General features: G+C 61.7%; 25 protein-coding genes. 12 read left to right on the top strand and 13 right to left on the bottom strand.

Annotated elements, in window-relative coordinates; all coding sequences use genetic code 11:
• The first annotated feature begins 5 nt into the window (after positions 1-5).
• Together METLI_RS05835 and METLI_RS05840 are read left to right on the top strand one after the other, a co-directional pair.
• On the top strand, positions 6-1,049 hold the full coding sequence (locus METLI_RS05835; protein ID WP_004038833.1) for a hypothetical protein: 1,044 nt from the start codon (positions 6-8) through the stop codon (positions 1,047-1,049).
• Positions 1,050-1,856, top strand: coding sequence for a mechanosensitive ion channel family protein (locus METLI_RS05840; RefSeq protein ID WP_004038834.1), 807 nt, complete (start codon positions 1,050-1,052; stop codon positions 1,854-1,856). It abuts the gene before it with no gap.
• Here the strand turns inward: METLI_RS05840 and METLI_RS05845 are convergent.
• The 3 genes from METLI_RS05845 to METLI_RS05855 are packed head-to-tail and all read right to left on the bottom strand — an operon-like array spanning position 1,851 to position 4,427.
• Positions 1,851-2,969 carry a hypothetical protein gene (locus METLI_RS05845; RefSeq protein WP_004038835.1) on the bottom strand — a complete coding sequence of 373 codons (1,119 nt, stop codon included), beginning with the start codon at positions 2,967-2,969 and terminating at the stop codon, positions 1,851-1,853. The two genes, METLI_RS05840 and METLI_RS05845, sit on opposite strands and share 6 nt — an antisense overlap.
• Positions 2,953-3,939: a homoserine dehydrogenase gene (locus tag METLI_RS05850; RefSeq protein WP_004038836.1), complete on the bottom strand. Its 987-nt coding sequence runs from the start codon at positions 3,937-3,939 to the stop codon at positions 2,953-2,955. Before METLI_RS05850 ends, METLI_RS05845 begins: the two co-directional genes overlap by 17 nt.
• A complete protein-coding gene (locus METLI_RS05855; RefSeq protein ID WP_004038837.1) occupies positions 3,936-4,427 on the bottom strand; it encodes a hypothetical protein in 492 nt (163 codons plus the stop codon). The genes METLI_RS05850 and METLI_RS05855 overlap by 4 nt, the downstream gene beginning before the upstream one ends.
• Positions 4,428-4,755: 328 nt before the next feature.
• Here METLI_RS05855 and METLI_RS05860 point away from each other — a divergent pair, with 328 nt between their 5' ends.
• The 4 genes from METLI_RS05860 (at position 4,756) to METLI_RS05875 (ending at position 8,915) form a co-directional block, all read left to right on the top strand.
• Positions 4,756-5,976 (top strand): quaternary amine ABC transporter ATP-binding protein, encoded by a 1,221-nt coding sequence (locus tag METLI_RS05860; RefSeq protein ID WP_004038838.1) that lies wholly within the window; start codon positions 4,756-4,758, stop codon positions 5,974-5,976.
• Positions 5,973-6,812, top strand: a complete 840-nt coding sequence (locus METLI_RS05865; protein WP_004038839.1) for an ABC transporter permease — start codon at positions 5,973-5,975, stop codon at positions 6,810-6,812. Before METLI_RS05860 ends, METLI_RS05865 begins: the two co-directional genes overlap by 4 nt.
• An 81-nt stretch (positions 6,813-6,893) precedes the next feature.
• Positions 6,894-7,715, top strand: a complete 822-nt coding sequence (locus METLI_RS05870; protein ID WP_245529413.1) for a glycine betaine ABC transporter substrate-binding protein — start codon at positions 6,894-6,896, stop codon at positions 7,713-7,715.
• 759 nt (positions 7,716-8,474) lie between these two features.
• Positions 8,475-8,915: a hydrogenase maturation protease gene (locus METLI_RS05875; RefSeq protein WP_004038841.1), complete on the top strand. Its 441-nt coding sequence runs from the start codon at positions 8,475-8,477 to the stop codon at positions 8,913-8,915.
• A gap of 3 nt (positions 8,916-8,918) precedes the next feature.
• Here the strand turns inward: METLI_RS05875 and METLI_RS05880 are convergent, their stop codons facing one another.
• The 3 genes from METLI_RS05880 to METLI_RS05890 all read right to left on the bottom strand — a co-directional run bounded on the left by METLI_RS05880 (position 8,919) and on the right by METLI_RS05890 (position 11,292).
• Positions 8,919-9,629, bottom strand: a complete 711-nt coding sequence (locus tag METLI_RS05880) for a DUF169 domain-containing protein (protein WP_004038842.1) — start codon at positions 9,627-9,629, stop codon at positions 8,919-8,921.
• Between the two features lie 66 nt (positions 9,630-9,695).
• Positions 9,696-10,508, bottom strand: a complete 813-nt coding sequence (locus METLI_RS05885) for an NAD(+)/NADH kinase (protein ID WP_004038843.1) — start codon at positions 10,506-10,508, stop codon at positions 9,696-9,698.
• Between the two features lie 7 nt (positions 10,509-10,515).
• Positions 10,516-11,292, bottom strand: a complete 777-nt coding sequence (locus METLI_RS05890) for a bifunctional fructose-bisphosphatase/inositol-phosphate phosphatase (protein WP_004038844.1) — start codon at positions 11,290-11,292, stop codon at positions 10,516-10,518.
• A 67-nt stretch (positions 11,293-11,359) separates the two neighbouring features.
• On the opposite strand from METLI_RS05890, the gene METLI_RS05895 reads away from it, so the two are divergent.
• Positions 11,360-11,740, top strand: coding sequence for a translation initiation factor IF-5A (locus METLI_RS05895; protein ID WP_004038845.1), 381 nt, complete (start codon positions 11,360-11,362; stop codon positions 11,738-11,740).
• A gap of 733 nt (positions 11,741-12,473) precedes the next feature.
• Here METLI_RS05895 and METLI_RS05900 read toward each other — a convergent pair.
• Both METLI_RS05900 and METLI_RS05905 read right to left on the bottom strand, forming a co-directional pair.
• Positions 12,474-14,243 (bottom strand): ribosome biogenesis/translation initiation ATPase RLI, encoded by a 1,770-nt coding sequence (locus METLI_RS05900; RefSeq protein ID WP_004038847.1) that lies wholly within the window; start codon positions 14,241-14,243, stop codon positions 12,474-12,476.
• Between the two features lie 6 nt (positions 14,244-14,249).
• Positions 14,250-14,627: an EMC6-like membrane protein gene (locus METLI_RS05905; protein ID WP_004038848.1), complete on the bottom strand. Its 378-nt coding sequence runs from the start codon at positions 14,625-14,627 to the stop codon at positions 14,250-14,252.
• A gap of 52 nt (positions 14,628-14,679) precedes the next feature.
• Here METLI_RS05905 and rqcH point away from each other — a divergent pair, with 52 nt between their 5' ends.
• Together rqcH and METLI_RS05915 are read left to right on the top strand one after the other, a co-directional pair.
• Positions 14,680-16,587 carry a ribosome rescue protein RqcH gene (gene rqcH / locus METLI_RS05910; RefSeq protein WP_004038849.1) on the top strand — a complete coding sequence of 636 codons (1,908 nt, stop codon included), beginning with the start codon at positions 14,680-14,682 and terminating at the stop codon, positions 16,585-16,587.
• Positions 16,577-17,602: an mRNA surveillance protein pelota gene (locus METLI_RS05915; RefSeq protein ID WP_004038850.1), complete on the top strand. Its 1,026-nt coding sequence runs from the start codon at positions 16,577-16,579 to the stop codon at positions 17,600-17,602. Before rqcH ends, METLI_RS05915 begins: the two co-directional genes overlap by 11 nt.
• 806 nt (positions 17,603-18,408) lie before the next feature.
• On the opposite strand, the gene METLI_RS13575 is transcribed toward METLI_RS05915, so the two are convergent.
• Both METLI_RS13575 and METLI_RS05920 read right to left on the bottom strand, forming a co-directional pair.
• Positions 18,409-18,534, bottom strand: coding sequence for a hypothetical protein (locus tag METLI_RS13575; protein WP_281034259.1), 126 nt, complete (start codon positions 18,532-18,534; stop codon positions 18,409-18,411).
• Positions 18,535-18,570: 36 nt separating this feature from the next.
• Positions 18,571-19,269: a peptidylprolyl isomerase gene (locus METLI_RS05920; protein ID WP_004038852.1), complete on the bottom strand. Its 699-nt coding sequence runs from the start codon at positions 19,267-19,269 to the stop codon at positions 18,571-18,573.
• A 57-nt stretch (positions 19,270-19,326) separates the two neighbouring features.
• Here METLI_RS05920 and cyaB point away from each other — a divergent pair, with 57 nt between their 5' ends.
• Positions 19,327-19,848 carry a class IV adenylate cyclase gene (cyaB, locus tag METLI_RS05925; RefSeq protein ID WP_004038853.1) on the top strand — a complete coding sequence of 174 codons (522 nt, stop codon included), beginning with the start codon at positions 19,327-19,329 and terminating at the stop codon, positions 19,846-19,848.
• Here the strand turns inward: cyaB and METLI_RS05930 are convergent.
• Genes METLI_RS05930 through METLI_RS05940 form a run of 3 tightly spaced genes read right to left on the bottom strand, consistent with a single transcriptional unit; the run spans position 19,838 to position 22,011 of the window.
• Complete coding sequence (locus METLI_RS05930) at positions 19,838-20,479, bottom strand: metallophosphoesterase family protein (RefSeq protein ID WP_004038854.1); 642 nt, start codon at positions 20,477-20,479, stop codon at positions 19,838-19,840. The two genes, cyaB and METLI_RS05930, sit on opposite strands and share 11 nt — an antisense overlap.
• 13 nt (positions 20,480-20,492) lie before the next feature.
• The gene (locus tag METLI_RS05935) at positions 20,493-21,599 is read right to left on the bottom strand and encodes a TIGR04013 family B12-binding domain/radical SAM domain-containing protein (protein WP_004038855.1); all 1,107 of its coding nucleotides are present in this window, start codon (positions 21,597-21,599) and stop codon (positions 20,493-20,495) included.
• 13 nt (positions 21,600-21,612) lie between these two features.
• A complete protein-coding gene (locus METLI_RS05940) occupies positions 21,613-22,011 on the bottom strand; it encodes a DUF126 domain-containing protein (RefSeq protein ID WP_004038856.1) in 399 nt (132 codons plus the stop codon).
• A gap of 44 nt (positions 22,012-22,055) precedes the next feature.
• Here METLI_RS05940 and METLI_RS05945 point away from each other — a divergent pair, with 44 nt between their 5' ends.
• Positions 22,056-23,213 carry a proteasome-activating nucleotidase gene (locus METLI_RS05945; protein WP_004038857.1) on the top strand — a complete coding sequence of 386 codons (1,158 nt, stop codon included), beginning with the start codon at positions 22,056-22,058 and terminating at the stop codon, positions 23,211-23,213.
• Positions 23,214-23,216: 3 nt separating this feature from the next.
• Complete coding sequence (locus METLI_RS12400; protein ID WP_004038858.1) at positions 23,217-23,615, top strand: DUF5804 family protein; 399 nt, start codon at positions 23,217-23,219, stop codon at positions 23,613-23,615.
• Positions 23,616-23,645 lie beyond the last annotated feature (30 nt).

Consider the following 23,645-nt stretch of genomic DNA (forward strand, 5'->3'; position numbering starts at 1 on the left):
TGTTCATGTATTACCCGCTCCACCAGGGATTATCCATGGACGCCGGGGACGCTGCGCTCTTTCCTGAGGAACAAGCGCGCCTCGAAGAGGCGATCGCTTTATTCTCTCCAGCAGAGCCCGCGCACGTCGCCGTCGTCTCCGAATATCTCGCTGGAAGGACCCCGTTCGTGCAGGCGCTGGTCCCGCAGTACAGCGACCGCATCGCCTTCATGCCCCTCTACTCGGTGACGCACGACACGGGTTTTCTCGACGACCTCCGCCGGGGCCCGGAGATCATCGTCCTCGGCGACTGCCAGAACCTCTTCCTCAGGCGGATCGGGGGGTTCGAGAATCTCGACGCATTCCTCGCCTTTGCCGCCCGCACCGACCGGATGCTGATCACCACCTGGAACGTCCATGCCTGGAACTATCTCGTGCAGGCGCGCTCGATCGGCGCCTGTTTCCCGGTGCAAATCGCCCTCCCCCGCCTCGGCGCCGGAGCGATAAAGAAGACCATACTCTCGGGCTATACCCGCGAGATCAGGTTCGTGGAGGACGCTCCCTCAAGGACACCTGTCCTCCTCTCCCTGGGAGAAAAAGAGATCACGCTCCCGTTCGGCGGCGGCAAAACCGCCGTTCCCTGGCCCGATATCAACCTCGCCCCCCTGCGGGTCCGCCTATCGGGAAGGAGGGAGGAAAAGGTGGCGGTGGAGGACCTGGTCTTCGAGCGACTTGCCCGGATCGCCCGCGGCAACATCGGGGTGGCCCGGGCGGTCTGGTCGAACTGTGTGGATAAAGACGAGGTCAGGGTCAGCACCATCCAGGAGAATAAGCCCGATCTCAAACTGACGGTTGACGAGTCTTTCGTCCTTCTCGTCGTCCTTTCTATGGAGCGGATCGGCTGGAGCGATCTCGCGCGGGTTCTGGAGCCCGATATCGACCCGGCGCCCTCCCTGTTCAGGCTGAAATCGCTTGGCATCATCGGCGAGGGCCGCCAGGGCATCTCCGTCCTGCCCGGCGCCCTCGGAGCGGTGACCGACTATCTGAGAAAAATGCGGATGGTGTGGTAGATGGCCGAAACCAGTGTCCTCCCGCTCAAAGAGATCGACCCTGCGACCGTCCTCTACGTGGTCTATGTCCTCCTCGCCGCCTACCTCATCGTCTGGATCGCCGCCTATCTCCTCACCCGCCTCTCCGAACGGAGCGGGCAGTACAGGATCGCCGTCGACACCCTGATCCCTCTGACAAAGGTGGTCGTCTACGCCGTCGCCACGTATCTCCTTGTGACCGCCTTCGTGGAGCCCTCCCTCTCTGAACTCGTCGCCTTTGCGGGCTTCTTCGGCGCCGGCGTCGGTTTCGGCCTCAAGGACTTTTTTGCCGATATCATGGGCGCTCTTGTCATCACGTTCGAGAGGCCCTTCCAGATCGGGGACAAGATCGCCGTCGGCGATACGTATGGCGAGGTGGTCGATATCGGGATCAGGTCGACGCGGGTCATCACCCCTGACGACAGTCAGGTCTCTCTCCCCAACTTCCTGATCTTATCGAGCGCCGTTTCCAGCGCAAATGCAGGAAGCCTGGCGATGATGGTCGTCATTGACCTCTTTATCGACACGGAGAGCGATCCTGTTCGGGCAGGCGATATCCTCAGGGACGCCCTCATCACCTCAAAATATGTCTATATCTCAGAAGAGCACCCGTACACGATCCTGGTCGAGGATTTCCCCTGGTACCTCCGCCTCCGGGCGAAGGGCTATGTCACCGACCTCAGGTTCGAGTTTCAATTTATGTCGGATGTGACCGGACGGGCATGGGCGGAGTACGCCCGCCAGGGGATCAAACCGCCCCGGGTCGTCCCCGGCATCGCCCTCTCATGAGGCGCCCCTCTCGACCTTCGCATAGGGATCGAGGAGGACGCGGTTTGGCATGCCCCTGAGCGCCACCGCCGCAAGGGCGCCGATCACGCCGCGGCCCCCGAAGAGGTGGACACCGCTCTCCGCGGCGACCGCACGCGCCTCTTCCTCGCTGACGGCCTCGCTGCGCGCCCTGATCCCGTAGGCGCTCAACTCGGGCAGGATCCTGAAGCCCTGCCTGACGGCGATCCCCCATTCCGGAGAGAGTGCCTCCGAGGAGACGAAGCGCTGCGCCCTCTCCTCGATCTCAGATAAGGAATCGGGTTCGGCGGCGAACTCGATATAACTGCACGAGTTCCCGGTCGTCCGCTCGGGAAGATCTGGCTTGAGCATCGCCACCCGGTGACCGATCGGAATAATCCCCTCGCCGGTGCTGAGGTGCTGCAGGAGGGCGAGGGCGAGGGCGAAGGTCGCCCCCCCCTCCGGGGAGTCGGTGTCGTCGATTCCGATCCCGATGTGCACCAGGGCGCGGGTCCGTACCTCGCCCTCGATGATCCCGTCGGTCTTGTGCGCTGTCACCGAACAGACGCCTTCGGCCTCGGCCATCTGGTCGGTGAGGGAGTAGGCCGGACCGCCGATGCACCGGATCGTCTGGACGATCTCGTCCCCTTCTCTCCTGATGGCCGCGATCCCTGCGGCCGGTTTCGGCGAGAGCCCGATCTCCACCTCGCTTTCGGTCAGCACGCCGCATTCCCGCAGGAGCGTGCCGTCGCGCTGGACGTGGACGAGCGCCCCGCCGGCGCGTTTGTGATGATATTCGCAGAAGGCGGCGCACCCGCTGCTCAGGCACTCGTGATAGCATTCGACGCGGTCGCCGTCGACCGTCGTGAAGATCCGCCGGCACGCCGAGACCGGCAGGACCGACCGCGCCGCAAAGGTCGCCGGGTGCCGGCCGTGCCGCTCCTCTTTCTGGAGGATGCACCCCTCGTCGAGGAGGCGGGTCACCCAGTCCTGAAGGGTGCTCCGCGGCAGATAGCAGCGCTCCGCGATCTCCGGGATCGTGAAATATCCCTTATCGATGGTCGCCCTTCGCATCTCAGCGAGGATCTCGCGCCGCCGCTCAATCACCCTCGACATGGCAATCCCTGATGAAGAGGAGGTCCCCGATCACGGCGCTCGCTGTCTCGACCGAGCCTGCACCTTTCCCGACCTGCGTGATCGCCCCGGCCATGTCGGTGACGACGGTCACGGCGTTCAGGGTGTCCCTGACGACGAGGGGATGTTTTTTCGGCAGGATGCGCGGGGAGACGCGGAGCAGTTTTCTCCCGGGGATCACCTCGCCGATGAGGCGGATGGTGCAGTTCTGGCTCCCGGCCAGGGTGAGGGCCTCGGCGGTCAGGAGGTCGATGCCGGTACATTCGACGTCCCTGAGGGTGATGCCGTTTTTCCAGATAGTATTTGCAAGGATGACCAGTTTGAGGGCGGTATCGATCCCTTTTACGTCGAAAGTCGGGTCGGCCTCGGCATAGCCCATCTCTCGCGCCTCGGCAAGGGCCTGATCGTAGGTGAGCCCTTCGTCCGCCATTCTGGTGAGAATATAGTTGCAGGTCCCGTTGAGGATGCCATATACGGCGAGTACCTCGTTGCCGGCAAGGCCATGCTGGAGCGTCTGGATGATCGGGATCGCTCCGCAAACCGTCGCCTCATAGCGGAGCTGGACGCCGTTCTCCGCGGCAAGGTGCATCAGTTCGGTGTAGTGGAGGGCAAGCGGCCCTTTGTTCGAGGTGACGACGTGTTTCCCCCTCGAGAGGGCCGTCCTGATCGAGGTGAGGGCGGGCTCGCCGGTCCTGATATCAGTCGGCGTCACCTCGACCAGGACGTCGTAGTCGCCATTTCTGACGATCTCCTCCCCCCGAATAGTGGGATCGCCGCAACAGCCCGTCTTCGTCTTCTGCTCCAGCACCGCCTGGATATCGATGCCGGCCTGGTCCATGACGCCTCCCCTGGAATCGGCGATCCCGGTGACGACGATGCCCAGGTCCTTTTTCGCGAGCATCGAGACGACACCTCTTCCGACCGATCCGAGCCCGAGAATTGCTACTTTCATATGCTCTCCTCCATCGGTTCGACGAGGAGCAGATCTTTCTTCTTCGCCACTGCCCTGAGGATCTCCATCGCCGTCTCCATGTGCGCTGCATTTGTTGCAGAGACGGTCAGCAGGGCAGAGGAACGCTGGGCGATCCCCGGCATGGTCATATGGATCTCGACCACCTCGGCAAAACCGGTGCAGTCGATCTGGTCCACGGTGTCGGAGAGGTCGGTGTGCATCAGGTGTCCGATCATGATGACGCTCCGCTTCATCAAAAGCCGCTCTTCGCCCATCCTGAGGATGGAGACGCCCCTGGAAGTGAGGCTCTCCACAAGGCCGTCGATCCGGTCCTCGGGAAGGTCGAGGACGACCTGGACGATCCTGGTCTTGGGGCGGAGGGTCGGATCCCACTCATGGATGACCGCAATGATGTTTCCGCCAGCTTCTGATATCGGCTTGAGGGCCGCCACCAGCTGACCCGGGGCGTCCTTCACCTCGATCTTCATGGAAACCTGCAACAAACCACCTGTGTAGTATTCTCACGCCGGCAAGATAAGCCTTTTATCGTGCTGGGGCGTCAGAGACCGACCGCTGACGGCAAACCTTCCCCGGGTGTATCAAAGGTATAATATATTTATGATGTGGCCGCATACGATCAGGTATATCAGGTTAAGTGGTCCCTGCTTACCGTCCGAATGCAAGAATTGTCTTGTTTATGGCCACCCGAAACGGGTGTCCCTCTGATTCGAACGGGGTTTGGCAGTGCACCTGCATCGTCGACAGTGTTGTCGTCCTGTCTTGGGACCCCTCGATCAGCCCTCAGCGGAGGCGTTCATGGATCAGGAAATACAAAAACCGAAACTCGTTATCAACTCTCTGTATAAAATTTTTGGCAAGCGCCCGAAAGCGGCCCTCTCTCTTCTTGAAATGGGCCGCTCAAAAGAAGAAATTCTGGAAAAAACCGGCCAGACCGTCGGTCTCCAGGCGATCGACCTCGAGATCCTCGAGGGCGAGATCTTCGTGATCATGGGACTCTCGGGCTCGGGCAAGTCCACCCTTCTCCGGTGCCTCAACCGCCTGATCCCGCCGACCTCAGGGAAGATCCTGCTCGACGGGATCGATATCGCCTCCCTGGACGAGGCGGCGCTCCGCGAGATCAGGCGGAAAAAACTCGGCATGGTCTTCCAGAACTTTGCCCTCCTGCCGCACCGGAGCGTGGTCGAGAATGTCGCCTTCGGGCTGGAGGTCCAGGAGATCCCGGAGAGCGAGCGGCTGGAGAAAGCGCGGCAGACCCTCGAGATGGTTGGGCTCTCCGGCTATGAGGAGAGCATGCCCGACCAGCTCTCCGGCGGGATGAAGCAGCGCGTCGGCCTCGCCCGCGCCCTTGCGAGCGATCCCGATATCCTGCTCATGGACGAGGCGTTCAGCGCCCTCGACCCGATCATCAGGGCCGGGATGCAGGACGAACTCCTCGACCTCCAGAACGCCCTGAACAAGACGATCGTCTTTGTGACCCACGACCTTGACGAGGCCCTGAAGCTCGGGAATCGGATCGCTCTGATGAAGGATGGCCGGATCATTCAGGTCGGCACTCCGGAGGAGATCCTGACCGCCCCGGCAGACGCGTATGTGGCGCAGTTCGTCGCCGGTGTCGATATGACCAGGGTGCTCACGGCCGAGGGCGTCATGAAACCCCCCGAACCTACGGTCTGGATCGAGTCAGGGCCGCGGGTCGCGCTCAAACTGATGGAGGAGCATGGCATCTCCTCGATCTTTGCGGTCGGAAAGGGAAAAACACTGAAGGGGCTGATTGTCGTGGAAGACGCCGTGAAGGCGGCGAAGGAGAAGAAGAGCCTTGCAGAGATCCTCATCACCGGGACCCCGGTGGCGGCGCCCGATACCCCGGTGCGCGACCTGATCGGGACGGTGGCCACCAGCCAGTACCCGGTTGCGGTGGTCGATGCCTGCAACCGCCTCAGGGGCGTCATCATCAGGGGTTCGCTCCTTGGTGCCCTGGCGATCTCGGGTGCGCCAGACGAGGAGGAGAGTACATGAACCTCCCGAAGGTCCCCATCGGCGATGCCGTGGAGGTGCTCGTCTCCTGGATCGAGGGGACGTTTGGCTGGCTCCTGAACGGGATCAGCGGTGCCCTCGGTTTTGTCATCTCCCTCCTCAGGGACGCCCTGCTCGTCCTGCCCGCGCCGGTCTTCATCGTCGTTGCTGCCCTCCTGGTCTGGTTTATCAGCCGCCGGAACACGCATCTCGCCGTCGGTTCGGCCCTCGGGCTGCTGCTCGTCTGGGACCTGAATCTCTGGGACCTCTCGATGGAGACGCTGGCCCTCGTGATCGCCTCGACGGTCCTGGCCCTGCTCATCGGGATCCCGACCGGGATCATGGCGGCGCGCTCGGATCTGGTGAACCGGGCGCTCAAGCCGGTCCTGGACCTGATGCAGACGATGCCGGCGTTTGTCTACCTGATCCCGGCGGTCATCTTCTTCGGCCTGGGCAATGTCCCTGGCATGATTGCCACGGTCGTGTTTGCGATGCCGCCGGTGATCAGGCTCACGGCGCTCGGCATCCTGCAGGTGCCCCGCGACCTGATCGAACTTGCCGAGGCGTTCGGGACGACCGAACGGCAGAAACTCATCAAAGTACAGCTCCCCCTCGCCATGCCGACGATCATGGCCGGGGTGAACCAGTGCATCATGATGGCCCTCTCGATGGTGGTCATTGCCGCCATGATCGGTGCGCGGGGGCTTGGCTACAAGGTGCTCGAAGGGATCCAGCGTCTCGACATCGGCACCGGTTTTGAAGCCGGGCTTGCGATCGTGATCCTGGCGATCATCCTGGACCGCCTGACCCAGAGCCTCACCGCCGGGCGAAGAGAGTAACCAGAAAAATGGAGTATTGATATGAAACAAAAAAATGTATCGGGAATCATTGTTTTAGGGATAGTCGCGGTGTGTCTTGTCATGACGGCGGGATGCACCGGGTCGGACGGTGGCGCGGCCACGTCTGAGGATACATCGATCAGCATCGGCTATGTCCTCTGGGACTCCGAGATCGCGAGCACGAACGTGCTCAAGCAGACCTTCGAGAAGGCAGGCTACACGGTGGAGATCACCGCCGTCGATGCTGCACCGCTCTACCAGGGACTTGCTGCCGGCGACTTCGACTGCACGGTCTCGTCATGGCTGCCGGCCACCCACAAGACCTACATGGAGACCTACGGCGACTCGATCGTGATGGTCGGGAAGAACCTTGAAGGGGCGAAGATCGGTCTGGTCGTCCCGGCCTATGTGACCATCGACTCGATCGAGGATCTCAACGACGCGAAGGAGCAGTTCGACGGGACGATCGTCGGCATCGAGCCCGGTGCCGGCATCATGTCCGCCACCGAGACGGCGATCGCCGACTACGGTCTCGATTACGAACTCACCTACAGCTCGAGCGCCGGCATGGCCTCGGCCCTGCGCAAGGCGATCAATGAGGAGAAGTGGGTTGTGGTCACTGGATGGACGCCGCACTGGATGTTCGCCCGCTGGGACCTGAAGTACCTCGACGACCCGAAGGGAGTGTACGGCGGCGAGGAGTACATCGCCACGCTCGCCCGCACGGGTCTGGAGCAGGATAAGCCTGAGGCCTATGCGATCCTGGAGCGCTTCCACTGGACCACTGACGATATGGCGTCGGTGATGCTCGAGATCGAGAACGGGACCCCGGTGGACGACGCCGCGAAGCGGTGGATCGACGGGCACCAGGACCAGGTCGATGCCTGGATCGGCAACGCATAACCTTTTTTGTTTTTGAACCATGTGGCGGGGGGAATTTCCATCCCCCGGCCCGATATCAAGGGATTTTTACGCGAGTTGCAGCACCTGGAATATTTCTGGACGAAAATTGGTTGATCCATGTGCTCGTGCCGGGGGCTAGCCGCCCCAAAGATCTGCGATCGGCGCGGGGACGGGCAGCCCACGCCGGCATGCCCGTCCATCATGTTTCATCGACCGATACTCCGCCCGGCCCCCCTTCGCATGGCCAGGGCAATCGTGTGCAGGGGTTTGGGGGGTGCAACCCCCGGCGCGGGGCGGGCGTTGTGTGCGGGTACGGGAAATCGAGCAGCCATTGCCGGGGGGCCTGCCGCCCCCCGGTCCCCCCGCCGATTGCGATTGGTTCATGTTTCATACGACTGATATTCCGCCCGGCCCCCCTTCGCATGGCCAGGGCAATCGTGTGCAGGGGTTTGGGGGGTGCAACCCCCGGCGCGGGGTGGGCGTTGTGTGCGGGTACGGGAAATCGAGCAGCCTCTGCCGGGGGGCTGGCTGCCCCCCCCGGTACCCCCGCCAAGTGTGATTGGGGAAGATGGGAGTAACTCATTCTGGCTCCTGTGCTGCTTTCCTGGTCCGATCATGTGCAGGGGTCTGGAGGTGCACCCCTCCCGGCGGGCAGCGTGGGGAAGACCAGTGCGCCCCGTTGCCGGGGAAATAGAGTTCTATATATTCCGACCTCGACCCTCCGGCAAGGCATAATACCCCGAAAGACATCTTTTTTCCATGAAAGTCCGTGTCATTGCATGCGGGAACCCCTATATGGGCAACGACGGCATCGGTCCTGCCGTGATGGCGCGGCTGATCGAGGACCACCCGGAGATCGATATCGTCGATGGCGGTCTCGGCGGGTTCGGGCTGATCCCCCTGATGGAGGGGTGCGACCGGATCGTCATCGTGGACGCCACCACCGGCATGGGGGAGATCGGCGAGGTGCGGGTCTTTCACGAGGTGCCGCCGTCCTCGCTCTTTCCCATGTCCCTCCACGACCTCGGGATCGCCGAGACGATCGCCGTCGCCCGCGCCACCGGCATTACTGCAGAGATCGTCGTCGTCGGGATCGAAGGGGGAGAGATCGAGGTGTTTTCGCAGGAGATGAGCCCGGAGGTGCGGGCGGCGATCCCGGCGGCATGCCGGGCGGTGCTCGAAGAAGTCAAAAAAGGATAGAGTTCAGACCGAACCCGGTGCCGAGGTGACGACCTTGATCGCTTCGGCGATCTCAGGGAGGAGTTCCACCGGGATGCCCATGACCATCTCTTCTTCGGCAATCCCTGAGAACTTGCGCGATCCGTCGCAGCCGAGCGAGAAGTTCACACGGCCGTTCAGGTAAGTCTGTGCGGTGGTGTCGGCACAGACCGACTGGATCCCGGCGAAATTCGCCTCGATCCTCCCGCCGAGTTTGTACAGCACGCTCTGCGCGAGTTTGAGCATCGCCCGCGGCGTGGTGACGATCAGGACGACCGTCGGGGTGAAGGGCGTCTTCTCCAGCGGTGCATACATCGTCGCATAGGTGGTTCCGGACTCGACGTGCGGGACGCGGTCGATGGTGCGCTTGCACCCGGCCCAGGTGTCGAACTTGCCGAGTTTATAGTAGAACTCGCCGCTTTTCAGGCTCGGCGTGATCTCCTTGAGGCCGAGCGCCCAGGCTCCGCCCTGGCAGGCATGCTTATCGGCGGTTGCATAGAATATTCGCCCGTCCTTTCTCGCCCAGCTGACCATCTGGCAGTGCCGGGTGGCCTCGGCGAGTTCTTCCATGCCTTCCGGGATCTGCTCTTTTGCCTGCGCGAACTTGACCGCTACCGGCGAGCCCGAGAGACCGAGATAGTGCTTCAGCGTCTCTGATATTCCTGCATAATCAATTGCGGTTCTGATATCACTCATTTTCGATTCCTCCAATCCTGTATGCTCTCCTGCAGATGAGATAAAACTGTGGTTTGATGCACCGGATCAGAGGTTGTGGAGTTTTTCCCGCACTTTAAGGAAAAAATTCTTGCCGGCGTCGACAAAAACGGCAGGGGCGTCTGATCTCCGCACCGAGATCTCCGCCCCGCTGCCAAGCGTGAGATCCCCTCTTCCGTCGAGGACGATCTGGGCCGGCTTTGTGCTTTCGAGCCTGATCTTCAGGTTCCTCCCGCTGTCGATGAGGTGTGGGCGCGAGGAGAGCATATAGGGGGCGAGGGGCACCAGCAGAAATCCGTCGAACTTCGGGTCGACGATCGGTCCGCCGCCGCTCATCGCATAGGCCGTAGAACCGGTCGGCGTGGCGATGATCAGCCCGTCGGCCCTGAACTCTTCGACCTCGATGCCGTCGATGATGATCGTGAACCTGAGCATCTTCGCCGGGCGGGCGGTGACGATCACCGCCTCGTTGAGGGCCTCGCCGAGGTGTTCCCCTTCATGGAAGAGCGAGATGCGCATCCGCCGATCGAGGCGCATCCCTTCGTGAAGATTCATGAAAAATGCCGGCACTTCACGGTCTTCGAGATCGGCGAGAAATCCGACGTGTCCCCGGTTGATCCCGATCACCGGGATCTGGCGCTTCATCATCTGGACGGCGAGGAGGACCGTACCGTCGCCCCCGACGGCGACGACGATCCCGGCGTCGGTCTCGCCGAGGGCTTCGCCTCTCTCGCCGAGGACGTCTGCGGTCCCTTCTTCGAGGGCGACGGTGTAGCCGAGGGAGAGGAGAAGGTGCCTGATCTCGTCGGCGTAGGCGAGCACCTCAGGGGTATCGATCCGCGACATCAGGAGCACCTTCATCTCTTTTTCACCTCAGGTATTCGATGATCTTTGTATGGAGGACGGCGTTCGTCGCGATCAGGCAGCGACCGGTGCGCACGTCGTCGGAGAATTTCACCGGCAGGCCGTCGACTCCGCTCACTTTTCCCCCTGCGGCCTCGCAGAGCACGATGCCGGCCGCGGCGTCGATGACGCGGAGGGTGTTCCTGGTATCGACAAAGCCGTCCAGTCTTCCGCAGGCCACATAGGCGAGTTCAAGGGAGGAGGCGCCGAGCAGGCGCCAGCGCCGGACCTTCTCTCCGAGGGGGAGCACCGTCGAGGGATCGAACTTCCGCCCGTAGATCGAGAGCGCGCTCTCCTCGAGGAGTGCGGTCTTCGAGACCCTGATCGGACGGCCGTCCAGGTATGCGCCCCTGCCCCGCACGGCCGAAAACGTCTCCCCGTTGCAGAGGTCCCGGACAAAACCCTGCTGGAGGGTGCCGTCCTCGCCGTAGGCGATCGAGATTGTATAGAACGGTATGCCGTGGACTGCGTTGTAGGTGCCGTCGATCGGGTCGAGGTACACGGTGCCTTTCTCCCCGCCGATATCAACGATCCCGAGTTCCTCGGAGATAAGACGGCTGCAGAACGGGTTCTCGCGCAGCGCCGCCACCACGCACTCCTCTGCAGCCTGGTCGATCCGTTCGGTCGGCGTCCCGTCTGCGCCCATCCTGATATATTGTGCACCCTCAGGGCTGTCGACAAGATCTTTCACCGTTTCCCCGACCTGATCGGCAAGGTCTCCGCACCATTTGATGAAGTCCATGAATCCGCCTTTGCGTTGTATTTATCTATTGCCATAAAGATAAATTACTACTGCGAGCGTGAACTCAATGAAGGAACAGACTGAGACTGGAAAATTAAAGGAAGGCCGCTATGTTGTGGTCGATGACGAACCCTGCAAGATCCTCACGATTGCCACCTCCAAGCCGGGCAAGCACGGTGCCGCAAAGGCCCGTATCGATGTGGTCGGGATCTTCGACGGCCAGAAGCGTTCGATCGTTCAGCCCGTCTCGACCAAGGTCTATGTGCCGGTTGTCGAGCGTAAGATGGCGCAGGTCATCTCGATCGCCGGGAACGTCGCCCAGTTGATGGACGTCAAGGACTTCACGATGTTCGAGATTGAGGTTCCCGAGGACAAGATCGCCACGATGGTGGCCGGAGCCGAGGTTCAGTACATCGAGGCCCTCGGCAAGAGGAAACTCGACTTCTAAGTTCAGTGTGGAAGTTTTTTCCAATACTCTTTTTGCCTGATGCTCATTCAGGCTCCACCGACACTATCGGTTCTTTGTCCTTTCACGTGAGTGGGCCCCATCCTGATCCAATCGCTCAGGTCATTCATCGCGTCCGGAATCAACCATGTTCTGCTGGGTGTTCTCCGGGGGTTGCACTCCCCAAACCCCTGCACACGATTGCCCTGGCCATGCGAAGGGGGGCCGGGCGGAGTATCGGTCGATGAAACATGATGGATGGGCATGCCGGCGTGGGCTGCCCGTCCCTGCCCCAATCGCACTCGGTAAGGGGACCGGGGGGGGGCGGCAGGCCCCCCGGCAAGGGCTACTCGCTTTTCCAGAACCTTCAGGTTCTCGATGCGAAGAGACGAGAGAACGAATTGCGAAGGTCGCCTCTGCCCGGGGGTTGCACCCCGTTGGGGCGGATTGCCCCGGACATGCGAGGAGGGGCCGGGCGGAGCATCTGGCGATGATAAAATCCAGAGGGTCAAGGCTGACGTGGCTTTCCTGTCCCTGCCCCAATCGCAATCGGCGGGGGACCGGTTGGCAGCCGGCCCCCCGGCAGAGGCGCACCTGCTCTCCCGGCCATCATGCTATGACGCGAAGAGCCGAATCTTCAGCCTATCGCGTCAGACCTTCGTCTCTATTTCCCTGAGCAGCGCCAGACGACGGCATCATGCACGCTCACGCAGAAGAGCAGGAAAAAAGTGCGGGGTTATTCCTCGGCCCCGGCATAGTAATATTCGCCCTTCGAGCGCTGGTCTCGGTCCAGGAAGGACTCCGGCTTGTTGATCCGCGGCCGCCCGCTCTTGTCACGCCTGAAGGTGACGCCGAGGCCGGAGAGGAAGAGGTTCATGCCGTCTCGCATCGAGAACGGCCCTTTCGCCTCGCCGGTCACGCCGGGTTCGCCATCGAAGACCACGATCCGCTCGGAGATCATGTCGATGAGGTAGATGTCGTGGTCGATGACCAGGACGCCGCACTCTTTCCCCTCGGCATGGTGCTTGAGCACCCGCACCAGGTTCATCCGCTGCTCCACGTCGAGGTGGGCGCTCGGTTCGTCGATGATATAGAGGTCGGCGTCGCGGGAGAGGCAGGCGGCGATCGCCACCCGCTGCAGTTCGCCGCCCGAGAGGGTGTCGACCGGCGACTGGAGGATCGGGCCGAGGGCGAGGGGCTCGATCACCTCGTGCTGGTAGTACGACGAGTCGAAGCGTCTGGTGATCCGCCGCAGCATGAACTCGACGGTGTCGGACGAATCGGCGCTGACGTATTGCGGTTTGTACGAGATCGTGACCTTCTCCGCAAGCGGCCCGCCGTCCGGCTCCTCGACGCCGGCAAGGAGTTTTGCAAAGGTGGACTTGCCGATGCCGTTCGGGCCGACCAGGCCAAGCACCTCGCCTTTTTTGATCTCCCCTCCCCTGACCGAGAGCCTGAAGCGGTCGTAGGTCTTCGACATCTGGGGGAAGGTGAAGAGTTCTTCCCTGACGGCTTCTTTGGTATGCGCACGTTTCTCGAAGACGACGGCGTAATCCCGGAAACGAACATTCTCCTCCGGGAGGTAGCCTTCGAGATAATCGTTGATCCCGACCCGCACGCCCTTAGGCCCGGTAATCACGCCGAACACGGCGGGCCGGCCATAGGCGACGTGCACGGTGTCGGCGAGCATGTCCAGGATGGCGAGGTCGTGCTCCACGATCACCACCGGACGGTGCTCGGCCACCTCCCTGATGAGGTTTGCTGCCGCCATTCTCTGGTAGATGTCCAGGTATGGCGTGATCTCGTCGAGGAAATAGAAATCGGCGTCGCGGGCAAGGCAGGCGGCGACCGCCACCCGCTGCAGCTCGCCCCCGCTGAGGTTCTTGATGTCGCGGTCCAGGATGGATCCGAGGGCGAGTTCGTCGACCAGGTGGTCCAGCGCCCAGCGCTCGTCTGTCTTCGAGAGGAGGTCCCTCACCGTGCCTGAGAACGCCTTCGGGATGTAGGTGATATACTGGGGCTTGAGCGCCACTTTGATCTCTTTGCCCGAGATGTGCTTGAGGTAATCGAAGAGTTCTGTCCCGGCGAACTGTTTGAATATCTCATCCCATGAGACCGTGCTCTCAAAAATGCCCAGGTTCGGCCGCATCTGCCCTGATAGGATCTGGATGGACGTGGACTTGCCGATACCGTTCGGGCCGAGAATGCCGGTGACCTTTCCCTCGACCGGTATGGGCAGACCATACAGGGCAAACCCGTTCACGCCGTAGCGGTGCGTTGGCTGTTCGAGTTCTTCGGGAAGGTTCACGATGTCGATCGCGCCGAAGGGACACTTTTTAACGCAGATCCCGCACCCCACACAGAGTTCCTCGGATATTACCGCCTTTTCGTCCTCGCCGAGGGCGATGGTCTCGTCGCCGCTCCGCACCCTCGGACAGTAGAGAATACACTCGGTCCCGCACTTCTTTGAATGACAGTTGTCTTTGTGAACGACGGCAATACGCATGACTGATCACACCGATGATGTGGTGAGCATGACGGCCCACGCGATTAACCAGAAGGCGAAGGTCATGAACGACTGATAAAACCAGTCTTTTCCCCCGAGTTCGGTATAATCGATCTTCATGAGCATGAAGATGTGCTTCTGGAAGACGACCGCGGCCATCAGGAAGAGGACGCCGATGATCTGGTTCTGCTGCATCCCTGTTGCAGGGTCCACGGCACCCGAGAGATAATATGAGAGCATTCCTGCGGCGATACCCATAAAACATGCCACAAGAGTCCGGTGTATGCGCTCTATATGCTCGGTCCGTTTCTGTGCCTGATTCTTTACACCCTTCTCTTTAGGTGCGTCAGGTTCGATCTGTACGTGCTCCTCCTCGCTCATCATGCATCAGTGGAGTATTTTTAGTGCTTGAGCCATATTTAATTTGGTATAATCAATGGCAAACAAACAGGGGATGAGCGGGATTGACGTCAGGGCGATGGTAACAGAACTCTGCGGCCACCTCCCCCTCTGGATCGGAAAGATCTACCAGTACGATACAAAAACGCTCGGCATCAGGCTCAACGGCGAAGGAGGGGTGAAGCACCAGTTTCTGATCGAGACGGGGAGGAGAGCGCACCTTGTCCGATCCCTTCCCGAATCCCCGAAAACGCCCCTGGGATATGCGATGTTCCTGCGGAAGCACCTGGAGGGCGGGCGGGTCAGGGCGATCGGCCAGTACGGCCTCCAGCGAATATTCTATATCGATATCGGAAAGAAAACAGGCGTATTGAGGCTGGTGATCGAACTCTTTGACGAAGGAAACGCCGTCCTTCTCGACGAGGGCGGCGTGATCCTCAAGCCGCTCTGGCACCACCGCTTCAAGGACCGGGCGGTGATCCCGGGCGAGGCCTATCTCCTCCCGGAGGGTGCGGACTGCAGCGAGATGGACGAAGGGGCGTTTGCAGGCATGCTTGCCGCTTCTGAGCGCGACCTGGTCAGGACGCTCGCCGTCGGCTGCCTGCTCGGCGGCACCTATGCGGAGCTCGTCTGCAGCAGAGCCGGCGTCGATAAGGATATCCCTGCCTCTTCGGCCGACGCAGGTGCGGTCTATGCAGCGTTTCAGGGGCTGATCCGGGATGTGGAGACGCATCCCGAACCGGTGGTGACGGAGAGCGGGTGCTGGCCTGTCCGCGGCCTCGGCACGGTGCAGCAGGCGTTCGATACCTACAACGCCGCACTTGAGTCGTTCTATCCCGAGGTGCCGGCCTCGGTCACAAAAGAGGAGGAGAAGAGGCCGAAACTCACCCGCGAGGAGGTCATCCGGCTTCAGCAGGAGACCGCGATCAAAAAGTTCGAGAGCAAGATCGCCAGGGCTGAGAAGGCCGTCGAGGCGATCTATACGAACTACCCCCTCGTGCAGGAGGTCATCACCACCCTCCAACGGGCAAGCCGGAGTATGTCCTGGCAGGAGATCGAAAAAATCCTCAAGTCGAGCGATCTTCCGGCAGCGAAAGCGGTGGTCTCGGTTCATCCGGCCGATGCCGCCGTCGATGTCGACGTCGGGATGCAGGTGACGATCCATGTCCACGAGAGCGTGGAGGCGAACGTCGAGCGCTACTACGACCAGATCAAGAAGTTCAGGAAGAAGAAGGAAGGGGCGCTCGCGGCGATGGAGCGCGGCGTGCCGAAACAAAAAGAGAAACCGAAGGAGACGCTCCACCTCCTGAAGAAGAAGTGGTTCCACCGGTTCAGGTGGTTCTACACCACCGACGGCACCCTGGTGCTCGGCGGACGGGACGCCTCCCAGAACGAGGAACTGGTCAAGCGCTACATGGAGGGGAAGGACACCTTTGTCCACGCCGATGTCCACGGCGGTTCGGTGGTCATCGTCAAGGGGCCGACCGAACACCTCGAGGACGAGGTGGCCTGCTTTGCCGCCTCGTACTCGAATGCCTGGAAGGCCGGGCACTTCGCCGCCGACGTCTATATCGCCCGTCCCGACCAGGTGAGCAAGACGCCGGAGTCGGGCGAGTACGTTTCCAGGGGTGCGTTTATCGTCAGGGGCGAGCGGCAGTACGTCAGGGACGTCCCGCTCGGCGTGGCGATCGGGGTGCAGTTGAAGCCCGATGTGACGGTCATCGGCGGCCCGGCCGCGGCGGTCAGGGCCCATACCGATCACCTCGTCGAACTCATGCCCGGCACCTTCGGCCCCAACGACGTCGCGAAAAAGATCGGCCGCATCTTCAGGGAGCAGGTCGGTGAGGATACCTGGAAGAAGATGAAGGCGGGGCTGAACACCGAGGCGATCGCCGCCTTCGTCCCGCCCGGCGAGTCTGACATCGTGGGCGAGCATGAAGGCTGAATACGGTGAACTCAAGGGGCCGTACGGCGAGATCCGGCTCTTTCCTGAGTCCCTCGACGATCTCTGGCACCTGGAACACCTGATCACCCCCGGCAACCTCGTCTTTGCTACGACCCTGCGGACCGTCGATACGGCGACCGACAAACTCCGCCCTGAAAAGGCCGAGAAGCGGCCGGTCCGCCTCGGGATCAGGGTGGAGCGGGTGGAGTTCCATCCCTATGCGAACCGCCTCAGGGTCGGCGGGGTGATCGAGTCGGGGGTGGACGTCTCTTCGTACCACACCCTCAATGTCGAGCCCGGCTATGAGATCTCGGTCGTCAGGCACTGGCGCGGCATCGACCTCGAACGGGTCGAGCGAGCGGTCGGGGCCTCCCTCCACAATGTCGTCCATGTGCTCACGATCGAGGAGGGGGAGGGCGAGCTCTTCAGGATCAGGCAGTACGGCCCCGAGCGGGTGGTGACCATCACCGCCGGGAGCGGGAAGGGTGCGGAGATCGATGGAAAAGCGGCGTTCTTCTCAGACGCCCTGGCCACCCTCAGGGACGTGACCGGTCCGGTCGTGGTGGCCGGCCCGGGTTTTGTCAAGGACGACTTTGTCAGGTTCCTGAAGGCGAAGAATCCCGACCTCGGCGAGCGGGTCGTCACCGTCGAGACGCGGCGGATCGGCCGCGGGGCGGTGCAGGAGGTGATCGGGCAGGGCGTGCTCGAACGGCTTGTCGGCGACCTCCAGCTCGCCCGTGAGGTGACCCGGATGGACGAGGTGCTCAAACGGATCGGGACCGGAGGGGCGGTGGCCTACGGGAAGGCCGAGGTGAGAAAGGCGATCGATTATGGCGCTGCAGAGGAGGTGCTCGTCTCCGACGCCCTGATCCGGGACCCCGGTGTCGCCCGCCTCCTCGAAGAGGCCGAGCGGATCAACGCGCGGGTCGTCGTCTTCAGCTCGGCGTTCGAGCCCGGGGACCGGCTCAACGCCCTCGGCGGGATCGCGGCGCTCCTCCGCTATCCCCTTGGATGAGGGGCGGCGCTCTCTTTTTCGGGTCTCCTTATGTGCGGGTCGTCGTTTGATTCTGCCTGGACGAATCGGGATGGTGGGTGTGTCTCACGCTGGCACGAAGGTGTGGGGGATTTTCACGCCTTCGCGTGAGCAGACGGTTGAAGAGAGTGGTGGTGCTGGGTGGCCGACTGCTTCAAAGATCTGCGATTGAGCGAATGATGGATGAACGCCTCTCCAGTCCGACCGCTCCCTCGTCTCCGGGGCAATCGCATGCGGGGGTCCGGGGGTGCAACCCCCGGCCAGAGGCGGACTTCAAAATCCGTTCTATCGTCTCTTCGTATCGAGAACGTGAGGGTTCTGGAAAATCGAAGAGCCCCCTGCCGGGGGGCCTGCCGCCCCCCGGTCCCCCCGCCGGTTGCGATAGGGGCAGGGACGGGCAGCCCACGCCGGCATGCCCACCCCTCAATTTTCATCGACCGGTGCTCCGCCCGGCCCCCCTTCGCATGGCCAGGGCAATCGTGTGCGGGGGGGTCCAGGGGGTGCAACCCCCGGGCAGAGGTGACCTTCGCTATTCGTTCTATCGTCTCTTCGTATCGAGAACGTGAGGGTTCTGGAAAAGCGAGTAGCCCCTTCCGGGGGGCCTGCTGCCCCCCGGTCCCCCCGCCGGTTGCGATTGGGACGAGGACAGGCAAACCACGCCGGCATGACCATCCATTATTTTTCATTGACCGGTGCTCCGTCCTTCCCCCCTCGCATGTCCAGGGCAATCCTCGCGCGGGGGTCCGGGGGTGCAACCCCCGGCGGGCAGGGGGGAAGGCCGTTGATCGTCAGGTCGGTGCGAAGGTGTCGCCTGCGTGAAAGGGCGAAGACCTCTTTTTTCCCTCCACCATGCGGTCCGCTCCCCTGACCGGGCGGGCGATTGGATGGTACGGCACGGCGATGGCCTCAGGCACGCCGAAACAGAAATGTGACTGAAAAAAAAGATGAATTTATTCTTCCTTCACTTCGGCCGGCTCTTCGGCTGGCATCTCCGGGCGCTTGAAGGTCTCGACAAAGACGATATCCTTCACCTCGGGGATGTACTCGAAGATCTGGTGGACGACGATGCCGCGGGCCATGACCCAGCGCTTGTCGTAGTTGATCCCGGCCGGGAGGTTCAGGGTGAGCGTGCCCTCTGCAAAGGAGAGGTCCATCTTGCGGCCTGAGAAGAGTTTGATGAAGCCCTGCGCCTTCTCCTCGACGGCTTCGACCATGCCCTCGATCGTGAAGGTGTAGGTGAGCGTCTTGCCGGCGAGCGGGTGGTTGAAGTCGACGACCGCCTTCTTGCCGAGCACGTTGACCACGACACCCTCGCGGTCGCCCGACTGGATGCGCATGCCGAACTTCGGCTTCTCCCTGAACTGGTTGGTGTTCACGGACTCGACGAGCTTCATGTCGTGGGGGCCAAAGCCCTTCTCTTCCGGCACCTCGACCTCGTACTGCTGGCCGATCTCCTTGCCGACGAGCGCCTCGTCGAGGCCTGGAATGACGTGGTTGCTCCCCACCCGGACAACGATCGCTTCGTAGTCTTTCTGCGGGTTCTTGATGCCTGCTTCCTCAGCGTCAGTCCCGATGGTGGTGTCGAAAATCTCGCCCTCCACCCGGCCTGTATAGTTGAGTCTGATGATGTCTCCTTCGTTAATTGCCATGAGATACACCTTGTCTATATTAAGTCTCGACGAAAATACTTAAATTGGTGGCATTGGATGTTTGAAGTCGAAGCAAAGATCCGGGTTGCGGATCTTCCGAAAATACGTGCTCGTCTCGTCCAGATCGGTGCGGCCTCCCCGGTATCGACCGATCAGCGCGACGTCTATTACAACCATCCGGTCAGGGACTTCGGCACGACCGACGAAGCCCTCAGGATCCGCTATGAGGGTGACCGGTGCACCGTGACCTACAAGGGGCCGAAGGTGATCGGCACAGGTTCGAAGACGCGCGAGGAGTTCAACGTCGTCGTCGAATCCGGCGAGATCATGGAGGACGTGCTGCAGCGCCTCGGGTTCCGTCTCCATGCTTCAGTCAGAAAACACCGGGAGGAGTTCCCCCTCGGGACGGCGCATGTCGCCCTCGATGTCGTCGAGGGTCTCGGGAGTTTCGTCGAGATCGAGGTGATGGCCCATGAACTGGGCGGGGACGCGGAGAAACAGATCGAGTGCATAAAAGGGGAACTCGGGATAGAGGGTGACCACATCCCGCAGTCATATCTCGAACTGCTCAGACCCTGAGCAGCTCGATCCCGATAGCCTTCGGCTCGTCGCCGAAGTGGATCATGGCGCAGTAGCCCTCTGATGCCGGGCCCGGGTTGACGACCTTGACGCCGTCCACCTCTTCCACGCCCCTCTGTTCGTGCATATGGGCGCAGCATACGAGATCGAACTCGTTCATGTGGTTTTTCACGCTGGTGCTCCCGACGTGCTCTTCCCCGGCAAGGTCCAGGACCCCGTGGGGCGGTGCATGGGAGATCAGCACATTATGGACGTTTTTGTCCATATGTGATATGGCCCGTACGATCAGGCGCTCAATTTCAGGTTCTTGCAGTTCAAACGGTGTATCAAATGGCGTCGGATTTGAGCCGCCGATTCCGGCGAGGGACACCTTTCCGATCGAGAAACTCGATCCGTGGAGGTTGACGCAGTCCGAGTGTTCAAGCGCATCGCAGATATCACATGGATCACAGTTGCCCGGTACCGCAAAGCACGGTACGTCGATGAGCGCGCTCATCTTCCTGACCATGTCGCATGGCCCGAACTGTGTGAGATCGCCGGCAATAATGACAATGTCGGGCTGGAGATCAAGGAATGCCTCCATCTTGCCCAACTGGCCGTGGAGATCTGCCAGCAAAAGCACATCAATCATGATAGAAAATTCTCTAGCGATTCCTATAAAATCTTCTCTCGGGATCGTTCCAGGAGCCGGAAATTTTGCCTGCAAGAGCGAGTCTCCCGAGATCGCGCTGGGTTTCCGGCAGGAGATCCCGTGCTTTCATGCCGGCCATGGGGGTGCCCGGCAGCGGGGTGAAGAGGTGGACATGCGCCCGGCCGCGACGCGTCACCTCATGGACGAGGCTGAGCGTCGCCCGTTCGTCCTCTTCCTCTTCGCACGGGAGGCCGACGATAAAGTCGACGACCGGAGTCAGCCCGGCGTCCCTGCAGAGGTCGAGGGCCTGCTCCACGTCCGCGACCGTGTGGCCCCGGCGGAGCATCGTCAGCACCCGGTCGCTTCCGGACTGCGCCCCGAACTGGAGCCTCCGGTTGGCGCAGTAGGTGGTGATCAGGTCCAGCACCTCGCCGGTGACGAACTCGGGCCTGACCTCTGACGGGAACGTCCCGAAGTAGATCTCGTTCCGGTGAAGAGCGCGGAAGAGCGCCTCGATCTTCTCCGGGCGCGGCCTGATCCCGTCGGATCCATAGGCGAGGGCGTTCGGGGTCACGAACCGGGCGTCCCGGAAATGCGCCGCGGCCCGCGCGATCTCGTCCACCGGGCGGTGGCGCATCCTCCGGCCGAAGAGATTTGGGGTCTGACAGTATGCGCAGCCGTGCGGGCACCCCCGCGAGATCTCGATATATCCCTTGAACTGCGAGAACGGCGGGTATGCCGGGAGAAACACCGCATGGTCCTGCGGGCAGAGCCCCTCCCGCGTCGCAACGCCCGGTACCGGACCGGGCGTCCTGTTCTCGATCGCCCTGAGGAGGCGGGGGAGGGTGTACTCCCCTTCGCCGACGACAACGTAATCGGCATAGGCTGCCATCTCCATCGGGCAGGCGGTCGCATGGGGCCCGCCGACGATCGTCGTGCAGGGCGCATTTGCGATCTCCTCCATAAACGCCGGGGCGTTGATCGAGTTCAGGCTGTAGCAGGTGACATCGCCCTCCGGCTCCTTCACCGGGCGGAGAGCGTAGCCTTCAGTCTCGCAGGCGGCGTACAGCGCGGCGAACGAGTTCTTCGCGGCCGTGATCTCCCGCCAGTTTACCTGCATGGATGCCTGCCCCTCATTCCTGCCATGAGACCGTGCCGGCATCGGCGTCCACGGTTACCTCTGTGCCCCCTTTGAGCGCCGGCAGAGGCGCCTCGAGTCGGTCGATCATCGGTATCTTTGCGATGATCGCCCCCGTGGCGATGATCGGTTCGGCCTCCCTGTTGATGATCGCCGCCGGGGCCTTGCCATTTCTGGCAAGGGCGTAGATCACGTACGAGCCCACGGTGGAGCCTTTCCCGTACGGGAAGGCAAAGATCCTGCCGGCGATCGACTCGCCCTTCAGGGGGTGCCCTTCCTCGATGATCACGCCGCTCTCAGGATCGACCCCTGAGAGGAATGATAGCGGTGCATCGGATACCAGCAACGCTCCGGTCGCTGATCCCCGTGCAATCCCACGTCCTTTGATTATCACATCCACACCTAATAAATGTATAAAGAATCCACTATATTAGTGACATGGAAGACTCCGTGATTAACGTCAGCAATGACAATGATCTGTATAAACTCCAGGTCCAGGAGATGAAGGCGAAAGTTCTGGATCTGAAGATGCAGAACGAGTTGCTCCAGAAAGAGGTCAATCAGCTGAGGAGAGAGAACAACCAGCTCAAACGCGTGCCTCTTTTTGTCGCTGCCATCGTCGATAAACTCGGTGACGGCGAGGTATATCTCAGGCAGCAGGGGAACAATCAGGAGTATATCACGAGGGTCAGCCCCGAACTCTACGACACGATCAAGCCCGGGATGAAAGTGGCGGTAAATAACGCTCTTTCCATCGTCAAGACCGTCGGCACCATCTATGACTCGCGCGTGAGGGTGATGGAACTCGAGACCGCGCCGAACATCACCTTCGAGCAGATCGGCGGGCTCCGGGGAGAGATCGAGGAGGTCAGGGAAGCGGTCGAGTACCCGCTCACCCGCCCGGAGATCTTTGCGAAGGTCGGCGTCGAACCCCCCAAGGGGATCCTCCTCTTCGGCCCGCCCGGCACCGGAAAGACCCTCATCGCAAAGGCGGTGGCGAACAATGCCCATGCCGACTTCATCAGGATGTCAGGGGCTGAGCTGGTGCACAAGTTCATCGGCGAGGGGGCGCAGCTCGTCCGCGAGCTCTTCACCTTCGCCAGGGAGCATGCCCCCTCGATCGTGTTTATCGACGAGGTCGACGCCATCGCGAGCCAGCGGACGAACGACGGGACGTCAGGGAGCGCCGAGGTGCAGCGGACCCTGATGCAGCTCCTGGCCGAGATGGACGGGTTCGACAACCGGGGCAATGTGCGGATCATGGCGGCGACGAACCGGATCGATATCCTGGACCCCGCGATCCTGCGGCCCGGGCGGTTCGACCGGATCATCGAGATCCCGGTGCCAGACGAGGACTCTCGCCGGGAGATCTTCAGGATCCACACCGAGAAGATGAGTCTCGCCGGCGTTGACCTCGACGCTCTGGTCCCGCTCACCGGCGGGATGACCGGTGCGGAGATCCAGGCGATCTGCCGGGAGGCCGGGATGCGGGCGGTCCGCCGGAACTCGGATGTTGCCGAGAACGAAGATTTCCTTGAAGCGGTCAGGAAGGTCGCCCGGAAGGAAAAGCCTGCCGACCTCAGGATGTATATCTGAGGTATGCACCTCATCCTCGTCCAGCGGGATGGGACTGACCTTTACACAACTCTTTTTTCGTCAGAGACGAGCCGCGAGATCCTCCGCTTTTATCGTCCTGAAAAAACGCCGTACGGCGTGTCCGTCCGTGTCATCTCACTCGGTGCAGCCCTCGCCCTTGCCGCAGAATTGCGGTGGTATCTCAAACGCTATGTCGCCCTCGCCCTCTTCGAGATGGCACCGGGCCGCTGCTGTACTCTCGCCTGTGCGCATGCGATTGAACAGCGGGAGGTCGATCCCGACCGTCCGCCTGACCGGCGCCTTTATATCTGCTTTCAGGAGGGCCGCCCCGTGGTCACCGAGGGACCGGACGGCGACCTTGAGGTGTGGGCGCTTCCCGGGGAGACGATCGGCGAGCGGTGAGATGGGGCTGGGAGAGCATTGAGTTCTCCT

Origin of the sequence: Methanofollis liminatans DSM 4140 (assembly GCF_000275865.1) — an archaeon.
Classification (GTDB): domain Archaea; phylum Halobacteriota; class Methanomicrobia; order Methanomicrobiales; family Methanofollaceae; genus Methanofollis; species Methanofollis liminatans.

What these genes read in the sequence shown, in the direction of transcription:
- METLI_RS05930 (WP_004038854.1), bottom strand. Translation starts at nt 20,479, where the DNA reads ATGATTGATGTGCTTTTGCTGGCAGATCTCCACGGCCAGTTGGGCAAG.
- METLI_RS05860 (WP_004038838.1), top strand. Translation starts at nt 4,756, where the DNA reads ATGGATCAGGAAATACAAAAACCGAAACTCGTTATCAACTCTCTGTAT.
- METLI_RS05935 (WP_004038855.1), bottom strand. Translation starts at nt 21,599, where the DNA reads ATGCAGGTAAACTGGCGGGAGATCACGGCCGCGAAGAACTCGTTCGCC.
- METLI_RS05915 (WP_004038850.1), top strand. Translation starts at nt 16,577, where the DNA reads ATGAAGGCTGAATACGGTGAACTCAAGGGGCCGTACGGCGAGATCCGG.
- rqcH (WP_004038849.1), top strand. Translation starts at nt 14,680, where the DNA reads ATGGCAAACAAACAGGGGATGAGCGGGATTGACGTCAGGGCGATGGTA.
- METLI_RS05865 (WP_004038839.1), top strand. Translation starts at nt 5,973, where the DNA reads ATGAACCTCCCGAAGGTCCCCATCGGCGATGCCGTGGAGGTGCTCGTC.
- METLI_RS05835 (WP_004038833.1), top strand. Translation starts at nt 6, where the DNA reads ATGTATTACCCGCTCCACCAGGGATTATCCATGGACGCCGGGGACGCT.
- METLI_RS05875 (WP_004038841.1), top strand. Translation starts at nt 8,475, where the DNA reads ATGAAAGTCCGTGTCATTGCATGCGGGAACCCCTATATGGGCAACGAC.
- METLI_RS05840 (WP_004038834.1), top strand. Translation starts at nt 1,050, where the DNA reads ATGGCCGAAACCAGTGTCCTCCCGCTCAAAGAGATCGACCCTGCGACC.
- METLI_RS05945 (WP_004038857.1), top strand. Translation starts at nt 22,056, where the DNA reads ATGGAAGACTCCGTGATTAACGTCAGCAATGACAATGATCTGTATAAA.
- METLI_RS05845 (WP_004038835.1), bottom strand. Translation starts at nt 2,969, where the DNA reads ATGTCGAGGGTGATTGAGCGGCGGCGCGAGATCCTCGCTGAGATGCGA.
- METLI_RS05900 (WP_004038847.1), bottom strand. Translation starts at nt 14,243, where the DNA reads ATGCGTATTGCCGTCGTTCACAAAGACAACTGTCATTCAAAGAAGTGC.
- METLI_RS05880 (WP_004038842.1), bottom strand. Translation starts at nt 9,629, where the DNA reads ATGAGTGATATCAGAACCGCAATTGATTATGCAGGAATATCAGAGACG.
- cyaB (WP_004038853.1), top strand. Translation starts at nt 19,327, where the DNA reads ATGTTTGAAGTCGAAGCAAAGATCCGGGTTGCGGATCTTCCGAAAATA.
- METLI_RS05890 (WP_004038844.1), bottom strand. Translation starts at nt 11,292, where the DNA reads ATGGACTTCATCAAATGGTGCGGAGACCTTGCCGATCAGGTCGGGGAA.
- METLI_RS05895 (WP_004038845.1), top strand. Translation starts at nt 11,360, where the DNA reads ATGAAGGAACAGACTGAGACTGGAAAATTAAAGGAAGGCCGCTATGTT.
- METLI_RS05905 (WP_004038848.1), bottom strand. Translation starts at nt 14,627, where the DNA reads ATGATGAGCGAGGAGGAGCACGTACAGATCGAACCTGACGCACCTAAA.
- METLI_RS05850 (WP_004038836.1), bottom strand. Translation starts at nt 3,939, where the DNA reads ATGAAAGTAGCAATTCTCGGGCTCGGATCGGTCGGAAGAGGTGTCGTC.
- METLI_RS05870 (WP_245529413.1), top strand. Translation starts at nt 6,894, where the DNA reads ATGACGGCGGGATGCACCGGGTCGGACGGTGGCGCGGCCACGTCTGAG.
- METLI_RS05885 (WP_004038843.1), bottom strand. Translation starts at nt 10,508, where the DNA reads ATGAAGGTGCTCCTGATGTCGCGGATCGATACCCCTGAGGTGCTCGCC.
- METLI_RS05920 (WP_004038852.1), bottom strand. Translation starts at nt 19,269, where the DNA reads ATGGCAATTAACGAAGGAGACATCATCAGACTCAACTATACAGGCCGG.
- METLI_RS12400 (WP_004038858.1), top strand. Translation starts at nt 23,217, where the DNA reads ATGCACCTCATCCTCGTCCAGCGGGATGGGACTGACCTTTACACAACT.
- METLI_RS05855 (WP_004038837.1), bottom strand. Translation starts at nt 4,427, where the DNA reads ATGAAGATCGAGGTGAAGGACGCCCCGGGTCAGCTGGTGGCGGCCCTC.